Source organism: Pseudomonas sp. 1121_17, assembly GCF_052850745.1.
On record NZ_VXCX01000001.1, the window covers coordinates 501,981 to 523,662 of the forward strand.

Below are 21,682 nucleotides of genomic sequence, written 5' to 3' on the forward strand. Positions count from 1 at the left end.
CAATGCGAGCGTGGTGGTTGAGTGCGGGTCTGGCCTTGTGTTGCCTGGCTCAGAGCGCGACGGCGGGGACACTGCTGGTTGTCGGCGATAGTATCAGTGCCGGTTTTGGCCTGGATACCCGCCAGGGTTGGGTTTCCCTGTTGCAGCAGCGGCTCGAGGCCCAGGGGAACGATGCCAAAGTGGTCAATGCGTCGATCAGTGGCGATACCAGTGCAGGTGGTCAGGCGCGGCTGCCGGCGCTGCTTGCAGCGCATAAGCCAGAGCTGGTGATCATCGAGTTGGGCGGCAATGATGGCCTGCGTGGGCAGCCCCCAGCGCAATTGAAACAAAATCTTGCGTCGATGATCGAGCGCTCCCAGGCCAGCGGGGCCAAGGTGGTGCTGTTGGGCATGCGCTTGCCGCCCAATTACGGCCTGCGCTACACCACGGCCTTTGCCCAAGTGTTCGAAGAGTTGGGCGCTGATAAAAAGGTGCCGTTGGTGCCGTTCTTTCTTGAAGGCGTGGGCGGGGTACCCGAGCTGATGCAGGCAGATGGCATTCATCCGGCGCAGGCCGCGCAGGAGCGTCTGCTGGAAAATGCCTGGCCGGTGATAAAACCCTTGCTGTGACGCTTTAAACGGGGGCCGCTTTCGGATAATGTTGCGCCCCCCGTTTCGAGACCCCCCGATGCCGCGTCCTGCCTGGTCCCTGTATGCCTATCAACTGATCGAGCCTGATGATCAGCTGGACCTGTTCGCGTGTCAGGAAGTCCGCGTGCACCTGGTAGCTCGCCAACTTGAGTTGGGCGCGCCGGTAGACCGCACCCTGTGTGGTGGTTTACTGCCGGCTCAGCCGCGCTGGTCGGTGGTGCCGCGCTCGATCCAGCGCGATAACCGCCTGTGTACGTTGTGCCGGGCCATCCTCGATGCCCAGCGGCGCGGCACTCGTCCCGTCTGGCCACAGCTGTGAACGGCCGCGTGGAACCGTAGCAGCCTTTCATCATCTGAAATGTATGCAGCTACTGCCCGTCTCCCGCTTGCGCCGGGGCGGGTGTACAATCGACCGTCTTGATCTACCTTCGAAGGATTTCCCGGATGTTGCCGCGCATTCCCGCCGTCACCCGTCGCCTGACCCTGGCTGCCCTGCTGGTAGCGGGCCCCGCCTGCGCGCTGGAACTGCCACTGCCGCCGCCTGGTGAGGACGTCGTTGGCCAGGTGCAGACCATCAAAGCCAAGTACGAAGACACTTTCGCCGACATCGGCACCGCCAACGACCTCGGCTACCTCGAGATGATCGCGGCCAACCCTGGTGTCGATCCGTGGCTGCCGGGCGCTGGCACCGAGATCATCCTGCCTACGCGTTATGTGCTGCCGCCTGGCCCCCGTGAAGGGGTGGTGATCAACCTGGCCGAATATCGCCTGTACTACTACCCGAAAGGGCAGAACGTGGTGCATACCTACCCGCTGGGTATCGGTCGCGAAGGCTGGGGCTCGCCGATCGCCAACACCAAGATCACCGCCAAGACGCCGAACCCGACCTGGACGCCGCCGGCCTCGATCCGCGCCGAGCATGCCGCCGATGGCGACATTCTGCCAACCGTGGTGCCGGCCGGGCCGGATAACCCACTTGGGCCGTTCAAGTTCACCCTGGGTGTGCCGGGTTACCTGATCCACGGTTCCAACAAGAAATTCGGCATTGGCATGCGCACCAGCCACGGTTGCTTCCGCATGTTCAACAACAACGTGCTTGAGTTGTCGAAGATGGTTCCGGTGGGTACGCCCGTGCGCATCATCAACGAGCCGTACAAGTTCGGTGTTAGTGCCGGCAAGGTGTATCTGGAAGCCCACACGCCGCTAGATGATCATGGTGATCCGTCGGTGGTCGACAAGCACACCGCAGTGATCAATGCTCTGCTCAAGCGCGAAGACCTGGCCAACAACCTGCGCATGAACTGGGACATGGTGCGCGATGTTGTCGCCGCCGAAGATGGCATGCCGGTGGAAATTGCCGTGCCGGTGGCAGGGCAGGCTGGCGCACCGATGGTGTCGAGCATTCCCGAAGAGCTGCAGTAACTCGCAATGCGTTGCCCGAAGGCCTGCCGCGCGCAGGCCTTTTTGTTGCCTGAGATTTTTTGTTTTCCCAGGGAAAAACCTGGGCAATAAAAAAGCCGACCCACGAGTGGGTCGGCTTCACAACAATCCGTGAGGATTATTACTTGCGGCTGGCTTTGTCCAGCATACGCAGAGCGCGCTCATTGGCTTCGTCAGCAGTTTGCTGAGCCTTCTGAGCAGCAGCCAGAGCGTCGTCAGCCTTACGGTAGGCTTCATCGGCACGGGCTTGAGCGCGAGCGGCTGCGTCTTCGGTAGCAGTCAGGCGAGCTTCGGTTTCTTTGGATACGCTGCTGCAACCGGTAGCCAGAACAGCGGCCAGGGCGAGAGCAGAGAATTTCAGAACGTTGTTCATCGTGTTCCCCTTCAAGGATCTTCTAGTCAAAAGAGCCATCTCTCAAAAAAGAGAAACTGGCCGGCGTACATAGTACCCATTACTTGTAGTAAGTAAACTGACGGAGCGCAAGAACTGTGAAAAAAATGCCGCTTTATAGGGGGTTGGCGGCGCACCTCGGGGTTTTCCCCAATATGGCCGCCGGCGCATGCAAGCACTTGTAGCACCAGAACTTTTTTGTTGAACTAAAGGTGACTTCAGCGGTCTTTCAGCGTCATACCAGAACATCATCCGGATGCTCTTGTGAGTGAGCCAGCGGTGTGTACCGCTGTTTGCTGATAGCTGACTAAGCGCGCTGAAAACTTGAGCAATCCTGCCACGGGCGCCTACTATTTGTAGGTGCCAGAAATGCCGAACGTGCAGGTAACCCTGTGGTCGAAGGGGGCATGAGGGGGCGTAGAGTTTCTCCGCCGGATACATCAATCGGGTAAGGTATGGGTCTGCCGACGAGACCTGCGAGGAGTAGTGATGAGCGAAGCGCTGACCATCCACCATGACCAGGCCGGTCATCAGTTCGAGACCAATGTGGACGGTCATCGTGCCTACCTCACCTACATGGATCTGGGTAAGCAAACGCTGGATATCTACCGTACCTTCGTACCCAACGCCCTGCGCGGTCGCGGTATCGCAGCGGCGCTGACCCAGCAGGCACTGCAGTACGCCGAGCAGATGGGCTATACGGTCATCCCGTCCTGCTCGTATGTCGAGCGCTACATGGAACGTCAGCAGCGCCACTCGAGCAAGGCTTGAGTCGCTGACTGCGGACACAAAAACGCCGGGCAATGCCCGGCGTTTTGCTGTCTAGCGTCAGCCGCGTTTACGCTGCGGCAGCACATCCTTGAGCTTGCTGTGCATGCTGCGCACGGCCTTCTCGGTCGCGCTCCAGTCAATGCACGAGTCGGTCACCGAAACACCGTACTGCAGGTCGGCGAGGTCTTTGGGAATTGACTGGCAGCCCCAGTTCAGGTGGCTCTCGACCATCAGGCCGATGATCGACTGGTTGCCCTCAAGGATCTGGTTGGCGACGTTTTCCATTACCAGTGGCTGCAGCGCCGGGTCCTTGTTGGAGTTGGCGTGGCTGCAGTCGACCATGATATTGGCCTTGATCTTGGCCTTGGCCAGATCCTGCTCGCACAGCGCAACGCTGACCGAGTCGTAGTTGGGCTTGCCATTGCCACCACGCAGCACCACGTGACCATAGGCATTGCCTTTGGTGGTGACGATGGACACGCCTCCTTCCTGATTGATGCCAAGGAAGCGGTGCGGCTTGGAGACCGACTGCAGGGCGTTGATGGCCACGGTCAGGCCGCCATCGGTGCCGTTCTTGAAGCCGACTGCCGAAGACAGGCCCGAGGCCATTTCGCGGTGGGTCTGGGATTCGGTGGTGCGCGCGCCGATCGCCGACCAGCTGATCAAATCCTGCAGGTACTGCGGCGAGATCGGGTCGAGCGCTTCGGTGGCCGTTGGCAGGCCCATTTCCGCAAGGTCCAGCAGCAGCTTGCGGCCAATGTGCAGGCCATCCTGGATTTTGAACGAGTCATCCAGGTACGGGTCGTTGATCAGGCCTTTCCAGCCGACAGTGGTACGCGGCTTCTCGAAGTACACGCGCATCACCAAATACAAGGTGTCGGAGACTTCAGCAGCGAGCACCTTGAGGCGCTCGGCGTATTCGTGGGCGGCTTTGATGTCGTGAATCGAGCAGGGGCCGATCACCACGAACAGGCGGTGGTCCTTGCCGTCGAGGATATTGCGCACCACTTCGCGGCCAGCAGTAACGGTCTGCAGGGCCTTGGCGCTGAGAGGGATTTCCTTCTTGAGCTGATCAGGGGTGATCAAGGTCTCGTTGGAGGCAACGTTTAGGTCATCGATCGGTAAATCAGCCATCGTGTTACTCGTCAGGTCACGGGTGCCGGCCGCCAACAATCCCCGTGCGGCCCAGCAGCAGATTGTTCGCAGCGGGGAGGCCGAACCTTAGCGCGTTACAGGGGGGCGCGACAATGGGCTGAGCCCAGGTAATAAAGGGTGCGAGTGCGATCAGATGGCAGCTGGTGCCACAAGATAGTGGCATGCGCGGGCAACTGCGGCAGCGGCGTAGCTGGACGGCACGGCGTCTGGGCGCGGCGCTGCTAAGCTGAAGTTGCTCTGCCTTGGCGGCAGGGCAGGAGGCCGAATGATTCGTTCCATGCTGTACGCCACCGACCTTGGGGTTTACGCGCCGTTTGTCATGCAGCATGCCCTGGCGCTGGCGCGAACCTTCAATGCGCAGCTTTATGTGATTCATGCAGTCGAGCCGATGGGCCAGTTTGCCGAGTCGTTGCTACAGAGTTATCTGGATGAGCAAACCTTGGATCAGTTGCACAGTCAGGGCGTCAACACGGTCATGGCCAACATCGAGCAGAAGGTGCTGGCCAGCTTTCGTGAGGAGCTCGGCGAGGACGCCGACCTGGCGGTGATTCAAGCGGTCAGGGTGCGCCAGGGCGACCCTGCGCAGGTCATTCTCGAGCAGGCCCAGCGCTTGAGCGTTGACCTGCTGATCTTCGGCAGTCATACCCACGGGGCGGGGGTCGATGTGCCCATCGGGCGCACAGCGGTGCGGCTGTTGCAGTTGTCCTCGGTGCCGGTCTATATGGTGCCTCTGGCCCAGCATCTGGGGCGTAGGAAATTGTGAAATACGGCGTAGGACATTTCCCGCTCATGTAACAAAATAGTTCTAGATTTATTACATTAGCCACTAATATAGTTATATATCGTCGCTGCCTGCTGCTGGTGACTTACCGCAGAACCGAGGGAAACCTATGAAGCTTCAACAACTGCGCTACATCTGGGAAGTGGCGCACCACGACCTCAACGTCTCCGCAACAGCGCAGAGCCTGTATACCTCGCAGCCTGGGATCAGCAAGCAGATCCGTCTGCTCGAGGATGAGTTGGGCGTCGAAGTTTTTGCACGCAGCGGCAAGCACCTGACCCGCGTTACCCCAGCCGGCGAGCGCATCATCAACACCGCTGGCGAGATCCTGCGCAAGGTTGAAAGCATCAAGCAGATCGCTCAGGAATTCTCCAACGAGAAAAAGGGCACGCTGTCGATCGCCACGACCCACACCCAGGCGCGTTACGCGCTGCCGCCGGTGATCAGCAGCTTCATCAAGCAATACCCGGATGTGTCCCTGCACATGCACCAGGGCTCGCCGATGCAGATCGCTGAAATGGCCGCTGACGGTACCGTCGATTTCGCCATCGCCACCGAGGCGCTGGAGCTGTTCGGCGATCTGATCATGATGCCTTGCTACAAGTGGAACCGCTGTGTGGTGGTGCCGCAGGGACACCCGCTGGCCAAGCTACCGAAACTGACCCTGGAAGCGGTTGCCGAATACCCGATCGTGACCTACGTGTTTGGATTCACTGGCCGCTCCAAGCTGGACGAGGCGTTCAACCATCGCGGCCTCACCCCGAAGGTGGTGTTCACCGCAGCCGATGCCGACGTGATCAAGACTTACGTGCGCCTGGGGTTGGGTGTGGGCATCGTGGCTGGCATGGCGGTCGATGCCAAGCTCGACAGCGACCTGGTGGCACTGGATGCCAGCGAGCTGTTCGAAGCCAGCGTGACCAAGATCGGTTTCCGCCGCGGGACCTTCCTGCGTGGCTTCATGTGCGACTTCATCGAGAAGTTCGCCCCGCACCTGACCCGTGAAGTGATGGCCAAGGCGATTCAGTGCCATAACAAGCAAGAGCTTGAAGAGCTGTTCAACGGGGTTGAGCTGCCGGTGCATTGATCTGCGGTATCAGGGGCTGCACAGCAGCCCCGATCCAGGCGCCGTGCACTACGCCTTGGAAATGATATTCCCCGCGTGCAACCCACACTCCTTCTGCGTTGCTTCTTCCCACCACCAGCGGCCTTCGCGCTCATGCTGGTTGGGCAGTACCGGCCGTGTGCACGGCTCGCAACCAATGCTGATGAAGCCGCGCTCATGCAGGCTGTTGTACGGCAGCTCGAGCATGCGGATATAACCCCACACTTCTTCACTGCTCATCTGCGCCAGCGGATTGAACTTGTACAGGGTGTGCTCGGGCGTTGAAAACGCGGTGTCGATTTCCAGTGCGGCAACCTGGCTGCGGGTGCCAGGGCTCTGGTCGCGACGCTGGCCAGTGGCCCAGGCGCTGACTGTGGCCAGCTTGCGGCGCAGCGGTTCGATCTTGCGAATCCCGCAGCACTCGCCATGGCCGTCCTTGTAGAAACTGAACAGGCCTTTCTCTTTGACCAGCGGCTCGAGCTTGGCCCGGTCGGGGCTGAGGATTTCGATCGGCAGGTTGTACTGCTCGCGGACCTGATCGATAAAGCGGTAGGTCTCCGGGTGCAGCCGACCGGTATCCAGGCTGAACACCTTGACCTGCTTGTTGAGCTTCCAGGCCATGTCCACCAGCACCACGTCTTCGGCGCCGCTGAAAGAGATCCACAGGTCATCGCCAAAGTGCTCGAAGGCGAGTTTGAGAATGTCCTGGGGGGACTTGCTGGCGTAACTTGCAGCCAGGGTGGCAACGTCGAAGGCTTGGCTCATCAGGCGGTTTCCATCGGGTTTATGGCGCTGTGCGCTCGTAGTCTGCAAATGGTAACAAAAATTGGCAGGACTAACCGCTTGTGATGCCCCGCGCCGCTGCTCAGAGCCTTTGCAGGGTCTGCAGCAATACCCGCACCTTGGCGATCGATTCTTCGTATTCCGCCTCCCAGTGCGAGTCTGCCACCACCGCGCCGCCGCCCCAGCAGCAGGCCTGACCATCCTTGATCAGCACGCTGCGAATGGCGATCGAGCTGTCCATTTCGCCGCGTACATCGATGTACAGCAGCGAGCCGCAGTACAGTGCGCGGCGGGTGGGTTCCAGTTCGTCGATGATCTGCATGGCGCGGATCTTCGGTGCACCAGTGATCGAGCCGCCAGGGAAGCTATCGCCGAGCAGGTCGAGCGAGTCCTTGCCTGCGGCCAGGCGGCCCGTGATGCTGCTGACCAGGTGGTGTACGTTGGGGTAGCTCTCCAGGCTGAACAGCTCGGGTACCTTGACCGTGCCGGTCTCGCAGGTGCGCCCCAGGTCGTTGCGCAGCAAGTCGACGATCATCAGATTCTCTGAGCGGTCCTTGCTGCTGGCAAGCAGCTCGGCGGCGTTGCGTGCGTCTTCTGTCGGGTCGCTGGAGCGCGGCCGGGTGCCCTTGATCGGGCGGGTTTCCACTTCGCCCTGGCTCACTCGCACAAACCGTTCCGGCGAGAAGCTCAGCATGGCGCTGCCATCCGCCAACTGCTGGTAGCCAGAGAACGGCGTAGGGCAAGCCTTGCGCAGCGCCTGATAAGCCGCCCACGGGTCGCCCTGGCAGGGCGCACGAAAACGTTGGGTCAGGTTGATCTGGTAGCAGTCGCCGGCTTTGATGTACTGCTGCACGCGATCAAACGCCTGGCGATAGTCGTCGGGCTGCAGATCGCCGCGCATCGGCGCGAGCAGGCTGAAGGTGCCGGGCGCGGCCTCGGCCGCGGTGCTGAACAGCGCGATCAGCCGCTGCTGCTCGCCTGGCGCAAGGCTTGGATGAAACACCAGTTGGCTGGTGCCCAGCAGGTGATCGCTGACCAAGGCCCAGGCGTACGAACCCAGTTGCGCGTCAGCCAGGCCGAGGTCGTCGCGAGCCTGGTTCGGTAGCTGCTCGAGGCGGCGGCCAAAATCATAGCTGAGGTAGCCGATCAGGCCGCCAGCGAAGGGCAATTCGACGCCGTCCGGCAGCTCGGCGCGGCCTAGCCGGCTGAGGCTGGCGCGCAGCCGTTGCAGATACGCCCGGCCATCTTCATCGGCTTGGGTTTGCAGCTGCTCGACTGGCCAGGCGCTTAGCAGGTCGAAGCGGCCACGTTCCGCGCCGGGGCGGGCGCTGTCCAGCAGGATCGCGCCCGGCGCCTGGCGCAGGCGAGCGAACCACACGGCCGGGTCGGCCTGATAGGGCAGGGGGTGAAGCGTACAGGTCGGCATGCGAATGAACAGCGCTGAAAAAACGAGGAGGCGATTGTAGGCTGCTGATGCCAAGCGGCCTAGTCCCGGCTGCGACATCCGCCGCCGGGATAGCGCAGTGGAGCTGCTCGCAGCCCCACGCGCAGGCACTTTTCAGTTGTGCGAAGGGACGTGGCCAAACAGGCTTTGCGCAACCCGCACGCGTTGCTCGGCATCTTCGCTGATGCCGTCTTTGGCCAGCGCTTCGATATGCGCTTCGATGGCATGGGTGCGCTGGGTCAGGCCGCAGTCGTTGGCGATCTGGATGTTCAGGCCAGGGCGGGCGTTGAGCTCGAGAATCAACGGCCCCTTGTCCTGATCCAGCACCATGTCCACGCCGATGTAACCCAGCCCGCACAGCTCGTAGCAGCCGGCGGCGAGCTTCATGAAGCCGTCCCAGTTGGGCAGTTGCACGCCGTCTACCGAGTTTGTGGTGTCCGGGTGCTTGCTGATGATGTTGTTCAGCCAGGTACCACGCAAGGTGACGCCGGTGGCGAGGTCGACACCGACGCCGATAGCGCCCTGGTGCAGGTTGGCCTTGCCGCCCGACTGGCGGGTAGGCAGGCGCAGCATGGCCATCACCGGGTAGCCCATCAGGACGATGATGCGGATGTCCGGCACACCTTCATAGCTGATGCTCTTGAAGATCTGGTCCGGCGTTACCCGGTACTCGATCAGCGCCCGGTCACGGTGGCCGCCAAGCGAGTACAGGCCGGTGAGGATGCTCGACACCTGGTGTTCGATTTCCTCGTGGCTGATGATCTTGCCCGACACCGTGCGGTAGCGGTCCTCGAAGCGGTCGGCGATGACCAGAATGCCGTCACCGCCGGCGCCCTGGGCCGGCTTGATGACGAAGTCACTACGCCCGCCGATGATCTCGTGCAGCTTGTCGATCTGCTTTTCGGTCTCGATCACGCCATACATTTCCGGCACATGGATGCCGGCTGCGATGGCGCGCTCCTTGGTAATGATCTTGTCGTCGACGATCGGGTACAGGCTGCGCTTGTTGTACTTGAGGACGTAGTCCGCGTTGCGCCGATTGATACCCATGATGCCCCGGGCCTCCAGGGCTTTCCACGTCTTGATCAGTCCGAACATCAGGCGTCAGCCTTCTTCAGGAATGCCTTGAAGCGCACCAGCTCGGTCAGGCGGTAGCCGCGGTAGCGACCCATCGCCAGCATGAAGCCCACCAGAATCAACAGCACTGCAGGGAAGGTGAAGACGAAGTACACCAGCTCCGGCACCATCATCAGCAGGTGCGCCAGCGAGGCGGCGAACAGGGTGCCGATGGCAACTTTCATGGCATGGCCACCGCCACGTTCTTCCCAGGTGATCGACAGGCGTTCGATGGTCATGGTCAAAATCACCATCGGGAACAGCGCCACCGACAGGCCGCGCTCAAGGCCCAGTTTGTGGCTGAACAGGCTGATGGCAGCGATCAATACCACGACAAAGGTCAGCACCACCGACAGTCGCGGCAGCATCTGCAACTTGAGGTGCTCAAGGTATGAGCGCAACGACAGGCCCAGCGCGGTAATCACGGTAAACAGGATGATGCCGAAGCCCAGCTGAGTCTCGCGGAAGGCCAGGGCGATCAGCACCGGGGTAAAAGTACCCAGGGTCTGGATGCCGATCAGGTTGCGCAGCACCAGGATCACCAGCACGCCAATCGGGATCATGACCATGATCATGAAGGTCTGCTGGGTTTGCAGCGGCAGGCTGTACAGCGAGTATTCGAGGAAGTCGGCGTCGGTGTTTTCGTCGGTCAGCTTGGCCAGGCGGATGGCATTCATCTCGCTGTTGTTCATGCTGAAGGTGACGTTGGCCTTCTTGCCGCCATCGACGGTGATCAGGTTGTCATCGCCGGTCCACCACAGCAGGCGATCGCTGGGCAGGCCTTGCTCGCCGGTGTCCGGGTTGAAGTACAGCCAGTCGTTGCCGTTGAAGCTGCGCAGCCACAGTTCAGGCGATTGCGGGGTGTCGGCAATCAGGCGAATGGTGTGGACCTTTTCCATCGGTACGTGTGCGATGGACAGCAGCAGGTCGATGACCTTGGCCTTGTTCATGGCCGAGGTGTCGCCGGCCAACAGCAGCTTGACGTTGTCGTCGTTGAGGTTGTTGACCCGCTTGATGGTTTCACCGACAAAGGTTTCGACGTCGGCCGAGTGCTGACGAATCGGCGCCATCAACGCTTCGGCGGCAATCTTCTCAGGCCCCTCGACAGCTTTGCTGTCACGGAAGGTCGGGCCTTTGATGGCGATCTTCTCGTTGCTGTAGCGCTTGGTCAGCACCAGGCGGTAGTACAGGGTCTGATTGCCATTGGCGCGGCGCGCCGACCAGGTCACCTTGCGGTTGCCATCGGCGCGGTTGACGCTGACGCCGTAGTTGTTGGAGATGAAGCTCTCGTTGAGGCTGACGTAATCGCGGCTCAGCGGCGGCACGAACATCTGCACCTTGACTGGATCCTTGGCACTGGCGACGAACTCGACCTTGGCGTCGATGTTCCACAAGTCGTCGGTTTCGTCTTCGGTCATCGGGATGCCGAGGAAGAAGATCTGATAGGCCGTGACCGCCACGCCCAGCAACACCAGCACGGTGATGAGGACTTTGAGGTGAAGGGTGAGAGAGCGCATCGGGATTACTCTGCTTTGGGAGCGTCGGTGGCACAGGCAGGTTTGCCGGCCGCGTATTTGAGGCTGGGGTCGACCAGCGCGTCGAAGTCTTTCAAGGCCTCGGAGCCGATCAGCAGCGGGAACTGGAACGTGCTGCGATCGGTTAGGTTGACTTCGATAGTGCGCAGGGCACGGCCCATGCAAATGTTCAATTCGATGACCGGGCGGGCGGTGTAGGCCTTGCCTTCGTCGGCATTGTAATCACCGGCACGCCGCTTGATCTTGCTGACCCGGGCCAGCGGCCGCTCGATCGGGTGCGAATGAGCGGTATCGATGGCCAGGTAGAAGCGCACCCAGCTCTCGCCGTTGCGCTTGAAACGCTTGATATCACGGGCACTCAGCGAGGCTGTCTTGGCGCCGGTATCGAGCTTGGCCGCAACCTCGAGGTCGAGGTCATTCAAGTGGGCGTACTCGTTCAGACCGTACACGGTCTTCTCGGCTGCGTGGCCGAAGGTCGGCAGCAGGGCAAGGCAGAACAACAATAGAACGGGTGTAAGTCTCATAAATCCTGGCGCGGTGCTGTGCTGGGTTCAGGGCAAGGCGACTGGCCAAGCATCCTTTTGATCTGTCGACACTTATACAAATGACTACACAAATGACATACGACGACAGGCGGACTGTTGATGCCCCCTCAGGGAAGCGCGGCATTCTACCACGGCGACGTCTTGACGCCAGCGCGTCGCAATCTGACAGTGCTGGCGCGCTTTAAGTTCGCCGTTAGACGATTGTCGACAATGTACATTTTGGCTTTGACTATTCACCCCTGTTTAGCTAGTTTTGTGGCTATTGAAGTTCAAGGTGTCGACAATATGCTGGAGCTCAGCCAAGCCCCGCCGAACATAGTGGAAGAAAGCGAGACGCTTTCGGAAAACGTCTTCCGGCGTATCCAGGCTGCCATCGTCAAAGGCGAAATCGCTCCAGGCAGCAAGATCTCCGAGCCGGAGCTGGCGCGCACCTACGGCATCAGCCGGGGCCCATTGCGTGAGGCTATCCATCGCCTCGAAGGCCAGCGCTTGCTGGTGCGGGTGCCGCATGTTGGCGCTCGCGTGGTATCGCTGAGCCACGCTGAACTGATCGAACTGTACGAGATCCGCGAATCGCTCGAGGGCATGGCCTGTCGGCTGGCCGCCGAGCGCATGAGTGCGGCCGAGATCGACGAACTGCGCCGGGTGCTCGACACCCACGAGCGCGATGCCGCGTTCCAGGCCGGGGTGGGCTACTACCAGCAGGAAGGTGACTACGACTTCCACTACCGCATCATTCAGGGCAGCGGCAACCAGACCCTGGTGCAGATGCTCTGCGGCGAGCTGTACCAGCTGGTGCGCATGTACCGCATCCAGTTTTCCGCCACGCCTAACCGCCCGCATCAGGCCTTCGCCGAGCATCACCGCATCCTCGATGCGATTGCCGACCGCGACGGCGAGCTGGCCGAACTGCTGATGCGCCGCCATATCGGCGCGTCCAAACGCAATATCGCGCGCCACTATGAAGGCGCAGACAACAACAGCCCACGAGGTGAGTCATGACTGTGAAGAGCACGCCAGGCCAACGTTTCCGCGACGCGGTTGCCGCTGAACATCCTTTGCAGGTGGTCGGCGCGATCAACGCCAACCACGCGTTGCTGGCCAAACGCGCCGGGTTCAAGGCCATCTACCTGTCCGGTGGCGGCGTCGCCGCCGGCTCGCTTGGCCTGCCAGACCTGGGTATCACCGGTCTGGATGACGTGCTCACCGACGTGCGGCGCATCACCGACGTCTGCGACCTGCCGTTGCTGGTGGATGTCGACACTGGCTTTGGCGCTTCGGCATTCAACGTGGCGCGCACCGTGCGTTCGATGAACAAGTTCGGCGCGGCGGCCATTCATATCGAAGACCAGGTTGGCGCCAAGCGTTGCGGCCACCGACCTAACAAGGAGATCGTCACCCAGCAGGAGATGGTCGACCGGATCAAAGCCGCCGTCGATGCGCGTCTGGACGACAGCTTCGTGATCATGGCGCGCACTGACGCGCTGGCAGTGGAAGGCCTCAACGCCGCGCTGGACCGCGCCGCCGCCTGTGTCGAGGCGGGGGCCGACATGATCTTCCCCGAGGCGATCACTGAACTGGCAATGTACAAGACCTTTGCCGAGCGCGTGCAGGCGCCAATCCTGGCCAACATCACCGAGTTCGGCGCGACTCCGCTGTACACCACCGAACAACTGGCAGCCGTCGACGTGTCGCTGGTGCTGTACCCGCTGTCGGCGTTTCGCGCCATGAACAAAGCGGCGGAAAATGTCTACACCGCACTGCGCCGCGACGGCACTCAGCAAAACGTCATCGACACCATGCAGACTCGCATGGAGCTCTACGATGCCATCGGCTACCACGCCTTCGAGCAGAGCCTCGATGCGCTGTTTGCCCAGAAAAAAGGCTGACACTCAGTTAGCAGTCGCTCGGATTAGCCAGCAATTCCATAACAAGTTCAATAAAGGAGAAGCCCCATGGCCGAAGCAAAAGTACTCAGTGGCGCAGGCCTGCGTGGCCAGGTGGCCGGCCAGACCGCGCTGTCGACCGTTGGCCAGGCCGGTGCCGGCTTGACCTACCGTGGTTATGACGTGCGTGACCTGGCAAAGCATGCCGAATTCGAAGAGGTCGCCTACCTGCTGCTGTACGGCGAGCTGCCCAGCAAAGCCGAAGTCAACGACTACAAGCGCAAGCTCAAGGGCTTGCGTGATCTACCCCAGGCGCTCAAGGAAGTGCTTGAGCGCATTCCCCGTGATACCCACCCGATGGACGTCATGCGCACCGGCTGCTCGATGCTCGGCACGCTTGAGCCGGAGCTGACCTTCGACACCCAACAGGACAAGACCGATCGCCTGCTGGCGCTGTTCCCGGCGATCATGTGCTACTGGTACCGCTTCAGCCACCATGGCGTGCGCATCGCCTGCAACAGCGATGAAGACACCCTCGGCGGGCACTTCCTGCAACTGCTGCACGGCAAGAAGCCGAGCGAACTGCATGTGAAGGTGATGAACGTCTCGCTGATTCTGTACGCCGAGCATGAGTTCAACGCCTCGACCTTTACCGCCCGGGTCTGTGCCTCGACCTTGTCTGACCTGTATTCGTGCGTTACCGCGGCGATCGGCTCGCTGCGCGGCCCACTGCATGGCGGCGCCAACGAAGCGGCGATGGCCTTGATCGAGCGCTTCCAGAGCCCGCAGGAAGCGACCGCCGAGCTGCTGCAGATGCTCGAGCGTAAAGACAAGATCATGGGCTTTGGCCACGCGATCTACAAAGAGTCCGACCCGCGCAACGAGGTGATCAAGGGCTGGGCCAAACAGCTCGCTGATGAAGCCGGTGACACCGTGCTGTATCCGGTTTCCGAAGCGATCGACAAGACCATGTGGGAGCAGAAGAAGCTGTTCCCCAACGCCGACTTCTACCATGCCTCGGCGTATCACTTCATGGGCATTCCGACCGAGCTGTTTACACCCATCTTCGTCTGCTCGCGGCTGACCGGCTGGGCGGCGCATGTGTTCGAGCAGCGTGCCAACAACCGGATCATTCGCCCGAGTGCGGAGTATGTCGGGGTCGAGCAGCGTGAGTATGTGCCAATAGAGCAGCGTTGAGGCTGCGGGTGTCGGGGGCTGCTCTGCAGCCCTATCGCGACACAAGGCCGCTCCTGGAGTGGACTGCGGTGCTTTTGTAGGAGCGGCCTTGCGTCGCGAAAGGGGCGTGCAGCGCCCCCAGCTTTACCAACCAATACCGTGAGCCTGATAACTATATGAACAGCACCTTCCGCAAGGCACTGCCAGGCTCCGGCCTGGACTATTTCGATGCCCGCGCAGCGGTCGAGGCGATCAAGCCCGGCGCCTACGCAGGCCTGCCATACACCTCCCGCGTACTGGCCGAAAACCTCGTGCGCCGCTGTGATCCAGCCACCCTCAATGCCTCGCTGGAGCAGTTGATCGAACGCAAGCGCGATCTCGACTTCCCCTGGTTCCCGGCGCGGGTGGTGTGCCACGACATTCTTGGCCAGACCGCCCTGGTCGACCTGGCAGGCCTGCGCGACGCGATCGCCGACAAGGGCGGCGACCCGGCCCAGGTCAACCCGGTAGTGCCCGTGCAGTTGATCGTCGACCACTCCCTGGCCGTCGAGTGTGGTGGCTACGATCCGCAGGCTTTCGAGCGCAACCGCGCCATCGAAGACCGGCGCAACGAAGACCGCTTTCATTTCATCAACTGGACCAAGAAAGCCTTCAAGAACGTTGATGTGATTCAGCCCGGCAACGGCATCATGCACCAGATCAACCTGGAGAAGATGTCGCCGGTGATCCACAGCGAGCGCGGCGTAGCCTACCCGGACACCTGCGTCGGCACCGACAGCCACACCCCGCATGTCGATGCACTGGGCGTCATCGCGATTGGTGTGGGTGGCCTTGAAGCCGAGAACGTCATGCTCGGTCGCGCCTCGTGGATGCGCCTGCCGGAAATCGTCGGCGTCGAGCTGACCGGCCGCCTGCAGCCGAACATCACCGCCACCGACCTGGTCCTGGCTCTGACCGAGTTTCTGCGCAAGCAGAAGGTGGTCGGCGCCTATCTGGAGTTCTACGGTGAGGGCGCCCGCGCGCTGACCCTGGGCGACCGCGCCACCATCTCCAACATGGCTCCGGAATACGGTGCTACTGCGGCGATGTTCGCCATCGACCAGCAGACCATCGACTACCTGCGCCTGACCGGCCGCGAAGAGCAGCAGGTGCAACTGGTCGAGAACTACGCCAAGGTCGCCGGCCTCTGGGCCGACAGCCTGGTCGACGCTGTTTACGAGCGTGTCCTCAGCTTCGACCTGTCGAGCGTGGTGCGCAACATGGCCGGGCCATCCAACCCGCATGCCCGCGTGGCCACCAGCGAGCTGGCCGCCAAAGGCATCGCCGGGGCCTGGCAGGATGTGCCTGGGCAGATGCCGGACGGCGCCGTGATCATCGCCGCCATCACCAGCTGCACCAACACCAGCAACCCGCGTAACGTGATCGCCGCTGGCTTGATCGCCCGCAACGCCAACCGCCTTGGGCTGACCCGCAAGCCGTGGGTCAAGTCGTCGCTGGCGCCGGGTTCCAAGGCGGTCAAGCTGTACCTGCAGGAAGCCGGGCTCGAACATGAGCTGGAGCAACTGGGCTTTGGCATCGTCGCCTTCGCCTGCACCACCTGCAACGGCATGTCTGGCGCGCTCGATCCGGTTATCCAGCAGGAGATCATCGACCGCGACCTGTACGCCACCGCGGTGTTGTCGGGCAACCGCAACTTCGACGGGCGCATCCACCCGTACGCCAAGCAGGCGTTCCTCGCTTCGCCGCCGCTGGTGGTGGCCTACGCCATTGCCGGGACCATCCGCTTCGATATCGAGAAGGATGTGCTGGGCGTGGTCGACGGCAAGGAAATCCGCCTCAAGGACATCTGGCCCAGCGATGCCGAGATCGACGCCGTAGTCGGTGCAGCGGTCAAGCCCGAGCAGTTCCGCAGTGTGTACATCCCGATGTTCGCCATCGAAGAAGACACTGGGCCCAAGGTCCCGCCGCTGTACGACTGGCGTCCGATGAGCACCTACATCCGTCGCCCGCCGTACTGGGAAGGCGCCCTGGCCGGTGAGCGCAGCCTGCGCGGCATGCGCCCGCTGGCGGTGCTGCCGGACAACATCACCACCGATCACCTGTCGCCGTCGAATGCGATCATGCTCGACAGCGCCGCCGGTGAATACCTGGCGAAGATGGGCCTGCCCGAGGAAGACTTCAATTCCTACGCAACCCACCGCGGCGATCACCTGACAGCCCAGCGCGCCACCTTTGCCAACCCCAAGCTGTTCAACGAAATGGTGCGCAAGGCCGATGGCAGCGTGCAGCAGGGTTCGCTGGCGCGGCTTGAGCCGGAAGGGCAGGTGGTGCGCATGTGGGAAGCGATCGAAACCTACATGCAGCGCAAGCAGCCGCTGATCATCGTTGCCGGTGCGGATTACGGCCAAGGCTCGTCACGCGACTGGGCCGCCAAGGGCGTGCGCCTGGCCGGGGTCGAGGCGATCGTTGCCGAAGGCTTCGAGCGCATTCACCGCACCAATCTGGTCGGTATGGGGGTGTTGCCGCTGGAGTTCCAGGCCGGCACCGACCGCAACACCCTCGGCCTCGATGGCAGCGAAAGCTACGACGTGCTCGGTCGGCGCACCCCGCGGGCGACCCTCACCCTGGTGGTCACCCGCCGCAACGGCGAGCGCCTCGAGGTACCGGTGACCTGCCGCCTGGATACCGCTGAAGAAGTCTCGATCTACGAAGCGGGCGGGGTACTGCAGCGCTTTGCCCAGGATTTCCTCGAAGCCACTGTCTGACCGAAGGGCCGCTCTGCGGCCCTTTTGCATCCCCCTACACAGCCAGGACTGAGCCATGACCCATCCAGCACAAATCAAGATCCCGGCCACCTACTTGCGCGGTGGTACCAGCAAGGGCGTGTTTTTCTCGCTGCAAGACCTGCCTGAACGCGCTCGCCAGCCCGGGCCTGGCCGGGACGCGCTGATGCTGCGCGTGATCGGCAGCCCCGACCCATACGGCAAGCAGACCGACGGCATGGGCGGCGGCACGTCGAGTACCAGCAAGGCGGTGATCGTCTCGACCACTACCAAGCCTGAGCACGACGTTGACTACCTGTTCGGCCAGGTCGCCATCGACAAGGCGTTTGTCGACTGGAGCGGCAACTGCGGTAACCTCTCGGCAGCGGTCGGCTCGTTCGCTATCAGCAGCGGCTTGGTCGACCCGGCGCGCATCCCGCACAACGGCACTGCCACGGTGCGTATCTGGCAGGCCAACATCAGTAAGACCATCATTGCCCATGTGCCGATCAGCAACGGCGAAGTGCAGGAGACCGGTGACTTCGAGCTGGACGGGGTGACGTTCCCTGCTGCCGAAGTGCAACTGGAGTTCGTCGAGCCGGCCGCCGATGATGAAGGCGGTGGGGCGATGTTTCCCACCGGTAACCTGATTGATGACCTGGAAGTGCCAGGGGTTGGCACGTTCAAAGCGACTCTGATCAACGCCGGCATCCCAACCATTTTCCTCAATGCGCAAGACCTCGGTTACAGCGGTACCGAATTGCAGGATGCGATCAATGCTGACCCGCAAGCGCTGGCGCGCTTCGAGACCATTCGTGCCTATGGCGCACTGCGCATGGGCTTGATCAGCAACCTCGAGCAGGCCCGCGAACGTCAGCACACGCCCAAGGTGGCCTTCGTCGCGGCACCTGCTGCTTATGCTGCGTCCAGTGGCAAAGCGGTCGCGGCGGCAGATATCGACCTGCTGGTGCGCGCGTTGTCGATGGGTAAACTGCACCACGCCATGATGGGTACAGCAGCAGTCGCCATCGGCACCGCCGCCGCCATTCCTGGGACGCTGGTCAATATGGCCGCCGGCGGTGGTGAGCGCACGGCGGTGTGCTTTGGGCATCCGTCCGGGACATTGCGCGTCGGCGCCGAGGCGCGCCAGGTAGACGGCCAGTGGACCGTGACCAAGGCCATCATGAGCCGCAGTGCGCGGGTGCTGATGGAAGGGTGGGTGCGGGTGCCGGCGGACAGCTTCTAGCCACATCGCTGTGCAGCGGCTTCGCCCAAGCTGAACGGCAACAAAAGCACCGCATAAAAAGAAGCCCCGGCATCACTGCCGGGGCTTCTTTTTTACCGCGCTAGGCGCTTGTTGCAGGTATCAGACCTGAACAGCCGGGATCTTGGCGCTTTCCGCAGCATCACGGAACTCGGCGATCTGGTCGAAGCTCAGGTAGCGGTAGACGTCGGCAGCCATGCTGTCGATGTCTTTGGCGTACTGCATGTACTCTTCGATGGTCGGCAGCTTGCCGATGATCGAAGCCACAGCTGCCAGCTCGGCCGAAGCCAGGTAGACGTTGGTGGCATCGCCCAGACGGTTAGGGAAGTTACGGGTCGACGTGGAAACCACGGTCGAACCGGTCTGCACGCGTGCCTGGTTACCCATGCACAGCGAGCAACCTGGCATTTCCATGCGCGCGCCAGCTTTGCCGTAGATGCCGTAGTAGCCTTCTTCGGTCAGCTGGTGAGCGTCCATCTTGGTTGGCGGAGCCAGCCACAGACGGGTCGGAATACCGCCCTTGACCTTCTCCAGCAGCTTGCCAGCAGCGCGGAAGTGACCAATGTTGGTCATGCACGAGCCGATGAACACTTCGTCGATCTTCTCGCCCTGTACCGAAGACAGCAGGCGGGCGTCGTCTGGGTCGTTCGGCGCGCAGAGCACAGGCTCTTTGACGTCGGCCAGGTCGATTTCGATGATCTCGGCGTATTCGGCATCGGCGTCGGCAGCCAGCAGCTGCGGGTCGGCCAGCCAGGCTTCCATGGCTTGCGCACGGCGCTCCATGGTCCGCGCATCGCCGTAGCCTTCGCTGATCATCCAGCGCAGCAGGGTGATGTTCGACTGCAAGTATTCGGCAACCGCTTTTTCCGGCAGCTTGATGGTGCAGCCAGCAGCAGAGCGCTCGGCGGAAGCGTCGGACAACTCGAACGCTTGCTCGACAGTCAGCTCGTCGAGGCCTTCGATTTCCAGGATGCGACCCGAGAAGGCGTTGATCTTGCCCTTCTTCTCGACGGTCAGCAGGCCTTGCTGAATGGCGTAGTACGGGATCGCATGGACCAGGTCACGCAGGGTAATGCCAGGCTGCAGCTTGCCCTTGAAGCGAACCAGGATCGACTCTGGCATGTCCAGCGGCATCACGCCGGTGGCAGCGGCGAAGGCGACCAGGCCGGAACCGGCTGGGAACGAGATGCCGATCGGGAAGCGGGTGTGCGAGTCGCCGCCGGTGCCGACGGTGTCAGGCAGCAGCATGCGGTTCAGCCAGCTGTGGATGATGCCGTCGCCAGGACGCAGCGACACGCCGCCACGGGTGCGGATGAAATCCGGCAGGGTGTGGTGGGTGGTGACGTCGATTGGCTTCGGGTAAGCCGCAGTGTGGCAGAACGACTGCATGACCAGGTCAGCCGAGAAGCCCAGGCAAGCGAGGTCTTTGAGCTCGTCGCGGGTCATCGGGCCGGTGGTGTCTTGCGAGCCCACGGTGGTCATCTTCGGTTCACAATAGGCGCCTGGACGGACGCCCTGGCCTTCTGGCATGCCGCAGGCACGGCCAACCATTTTCTGCGCCAGGGTGAAGCCCTTGCCAGTATCGACCGGTGCGTCCGGCAGCTTGAACAGGTCGGTTGGACCCATGCCCAGCTCAGTGCGCGCCTTGTCGGTCAAGCCACGGCCAACGATCAGCGGGATACGGCCGCCAGCACGGACTTCGTCGAGCAGGACTGGCGTCTTGAGTTCGAAGGTGGTGACCAGCTCGTCGCTTTCGTGACGGCGTACTTCACCCTTGTACGGGTACACGTCGATGACATCGCCCATGGCCAGGTTGCTGCAGTCGAATTCGATTGGCAGGGCGCCGGCGTCTTCCATGGTGTTGTAGAAGATCGGAGCGATCTTGGTGCCGAAGCAGAAACCGCCAGCGCGCTTGTTCGGCACGTTGGGGATGTCGTCACCGAAGAACCACAGTACCGAGTTGGTTGCCGATTTACGCGACGAACCGGTACCGACCACGTCACCGACGTAGGCGACCGGGAAGCCTTTGGCGCGCATGGCTTCGATCTGCTTGAGCGGACCGACCGAACCTGGTTGCTCAGGCTCGATGCCGTCACGGGCCATTTTCAGCATGGCCAGGGCGTGCAGCGGGATATCAGGGCGCGACCAGGCATCCGGGGCAGGGGAGAGGTCGTCGGTGTTGGTTTCGCCAGGCACCTTGAACACGGTCAGGGTGTACTTCTCGGCGATCGCAGGACGCTTGGTGAACCATTCGCCATTCGCCCAGGAGTCGAGCACAGCCTTGGCGTGGGCGTTGCCCGCCTTGGCTTTTTCAGCGACGTCATGGAAGGCATCGAACATCAGCAGGGTGTGCTTGAGCTGTTCGGCCGCGACGGCAGCCAGTTCGGCGTCGTCCAGCAGCGCGACCAGAGTCTCGATGTTGTAGCCGCCCTGCATGGTGCCGAGCAGTTCGGTGGCATGCTTGCGGTCCAGCAGTGGCGAAGTGGCTTCGCCCTTGGCGATGGCCGAGAGGAAACCGGCCTTGACGTATGCAGCTTCGTCAACGCCTGGTGGTACGCGGTTGGTGATCAGGTCAACGAGGAAGGCTTCTTCGCCGGCTGGCGGGTTTTTCAACAGTTCGACCAGGCCTGCAGTCTGTTCGGCGTTCAGCGGCTGGGGCACGATGCCCAGGGCTTTACGCTCTTCGATATGTTTGCGGTAGGCTTCAAGCACAGTTATTACCCTCATCAGTGGTCCCTAAAGGGAGTCCGGGACGCTCATCCAGGATTTGGCGCAGCCATGCGCAATACGGCTTTGTGAGCCGCCTAGCCAGGCGTGCGGAAAATCCTTGCAGAAGCTGTTTTCAAAGTTTTACGCCTGTAGAACGGAGCGCTGATGAGGGGTTGGCGCGGAGCATGCGAGG

19 protein-coding genes are annotated in these 21,682 nt (G+C 61.9%); 11 read left to right on the forward strand and 8 right to left on the reverse strand.

What is annotated here, in order from left to right:
- Positions 1–2: 2 nt before the first annotated feature.
- The 3 genes from FW789_RS02340 to FW789_RS02350 all read left to right on the forward strand — a co-directional run bounded on the left by FW789_RS02340 (position 3) and on the right by FW789_RS02350 (position 2,051).
- Entirely contained in the window at positions 3–608 is a 606-nt protein-coding gene (locus FW789_RS02340) for an arylesterase (protein WP_178080780.1), read from the forward strand.
- Positions 609–666: 58 nt separating this feature from the next.
- Positions 667–948 carry a hypothetical protein gene (locus FW789_RS02345; RefSeq protein ID WP_101321041.1) on the forward strand — a complete coding sequence of 94 codons (282 nt, stop codon included), beginning with the start codon at positions 667–669 and terminating at the stop codon, positions 946–948.
- A 125-nt stretch (positions 949–1,073) separates the two neighbouring features.
- The gene (locus FW789_RS02350) at positions 1,074–2,051 is read left to right on the forward strand and encodes a L,D-transpeptidase family protein (RefSeq protein ID WP_103437956.1); all 978 of its coding nucleotides are present in this window, start codon (positions 1,074–1,076) and stop codon (positions 2,049–2,051) included.
- Between the two features lie 139 nt (positions 2,052–2,190).
- Here the strand turns inward: FW789_RS02350 and oprI are convergent, their stop codons facing one another.
- A complete protein-coding gene (gene oprI, locus FW789_RS02355; protein WP_003259780.1) occupies positions 2,191–2,442 on the reverse strand; it encodes an outer membrane lipoprotei OprI in 252 nt (83 codons plus the stop codon).
- Between the two features lie 507 nt (positions 2,443–2,949).
- Between oprI and FW789_RS02360 the strand changes: the two genes are divergently transcribed.
- Positions 2,950–3,231: a GNAT family N-acetyltransferase gene (locus FW789_RS02360; RefSeq protein WP_101321037.1), complete on the forward strand. Its 282-nt coding sequence runs from the start codon at positions 2,950–2,952 to the stop codon at positions 3,229–3,231.
- A gap of 57 nt (positions 3,232–3,288) precedes the next feature.
- Here the strand turns inward: FW789_RS02360 and FW789_RS02365 are convergent, their stop codons facing one another.
- A complete protein-coding gene (locus FW789_RS02365) occupies positions 3,289–4,365 on the reverse strand; it encodes a 3-deoxy-7-phosphoheptulonate synthase (protein WP_150569846.1) in 1,077 nt (358 codons plus the stop codon).
- A 286-nt stretch (positions 4,366–4,651) separates the two neighbouring features.
- Between FW789_RS02365 and FW789_RS02370 the strand changes: the two genes are divergently transcribed.
- Both FW789_RS02370 and cysB read left to right on the forward strand, forming a co-directional pair.
- Positions 4,652–5,149, forward strand: a complete 498-nt coding sequence (locus FW789_RS02370) for a universal stress protein (RefSeq protein WP_103437954.1) — start codon at positions 4,652–4,654, stop codon at positions 5,147–5,149.
- 127 nt (positions 5,150–5,276) lie between these two features.
- Positions 5,277–6,251: an HTH-type transcriptional regulator CysB gene (gene cysB, locus FW789_RS02375; protein ID WP_101321031.1), complete on the forward strand. Its 975-nt coding sequence runs from the start codon at positions 5,277–5,279 to the stop codon at positions 6,249–6,251.
- Between the two features lie 48 nt (positions 6,252–6,299).
- Here cysB and FW789_RS02380 read toward each other — a convergent pair whose 3' ends face one another.
- From FW789_RS02380 to rloA, 5 genes are all read right to left on the reverse strand, one after another.
- Entirely contained in the window at positions 6,300–7,034 is a 735-nt protein-coding gene (locus FW789_RS02380; RefSeq protein ID WP_101321028.1) for a phosphoadenylyl-sulfate reductase, read from the reverse strand.
- Positions 7,035–7,134: 100 nt separating this feature from the next.
- Complete coding sequence (pabB, locus tag FW789_RS02385; RefSeq protein WP_103438813.1) at positions 7,135–8,478, reverse strand: aminodeoxychorismate synthase component I; 1,344 nt, start codon at positions 8,476–8,478, stop codon at positions 7,135–7,137.
- Between the two features lie 132 nt (positions 8,479–8,610).
- Positions 8,611–9,594: an alpha-L-glutamate ligase-like protein gene (locus tag FW789_RS02390; protein WP_103437953.1), complete on the reverse strand. Its 984-nt coding sequence runs from the start codon at positions 9,592–9,594 to the stop codon at positions 8,611–8,613.
- Positions 9,594–11,129 (reverse strand): osmotic stress tolerance membrane protein RloB, encoded by a 1,536-nt coding sequence (gene rloB, locus FW789_RS02395; RefSeq protein WP_103437952.1) that lies wholly within the window; start codon positions 11,127–11,129, stop codon positions 9,594–9,596. The genes FW789_RS02390 and rloB overlap by 1 nt, the downstream gene beginning before the upstream one ends.
- 5 nt (positions 11,130–11,134) lie before the next feature.
- Positions 11,135–11,671, reverse strand: a complete 537-nt coding sequence (gene rloA / locus FW789_RS02400) for a retropepsin-like aspartic peptidase RloA (protein ID WP_103437951.1) — start codon at positions 11,669–11,671, stop codon at positions 11,135–11,137.
- Positions 11,672–11,977: 306 nt separating this feature from the next.
- Here rloA and FW789_RS02405 point away from each other — a divergent pair, with 306 nt between their 5' ends.
- The 5 genes from FW789_RS02405 to prpF all read left to right on the forward strand — a co-directional run bounded on the left by FW789_RS02405 (position 11,978) and on the right by prpF (position 18,762).
- Positions 11,978–12,694, forward strand: coding sequence for a GntR family transcriptional regulator (locus FW789_RS02405; protein ID WP_103437950.1), 717 nt, complete (start codon positions 11,978–11,980; stop codon positions 12,692–12,694).
- Complete coding sequence (gene prpB, locus FW789_RS02410) at positions 12,691–13,581, forward strand: methylisocitrate lyase (RefSeq protein ID WP_103437949.1); 891 nt, start codon at positions 12,691–12,693, stop codon at positions 13,579–13,581. Before FW789_RS02405 ends, prpB begins: the two co-directional genes overlap by 4 nt.
- A 66-nt stretch (positions 13,582–13,647) precedes the next feature.
- A complete protein-coding gene (gene prpC / locus FW789_RS02415) occupies positions 13,648–14,775 on the forward strand; it encodes a bifunctional 2-methylcitrate synthase/citrate synthase (protein WP_186699379.1) in 1,128 nt (375 codons plus the stop codon).
- Between the two features lie 155 nt (positions 14,776–14,930).
- On the forward strand, positions 14,931–17,519 hold the full coding sequence (gene acnD, locus FW789_RS02420) for a Fe/S-dependent 2-methylisocitrate dehydratase AcnD (RefSeq protein WP_411562835.1): 2,589 nt from the start codon (positions 14,931–14,933) through the stop codon (positions 17,517–17,519).
- Between the two features lie 55 nt (positions 17,520–17,574).
- Positions 17,575–18,762, forward strand: a complete 1,188-nt coding sequence (gene prpF, locus FW789_RS02425; protein ID WP_446430830.1) for a 2-methylaconitate cis-trans isomerase PrpF — start codon at positions 17,575–17,577, stop codon at positions 18,760–18,762.
- A 120-nt stretch (positions 18,763–18,882) separates the two neighbouring features.
- Here prpF and acnB read toward each other — a convergent pair whose 3' ends face one another.
- Complete coding sequence (acnB, locus tag FW789_RS02430) at positions 18,883–21,492, reverse strand: bifunctional aconitate hydratase 2/2-methylisocitrate dehydratase (RefSeq protein WP_103437945.1); 2,610 nt, start codon at positions 21,490–21,492, stop codon at positions 18,883–18,885.
- Between the last annotated feature and the right edge of the window lie 190 nt (positions 21,493–21,682).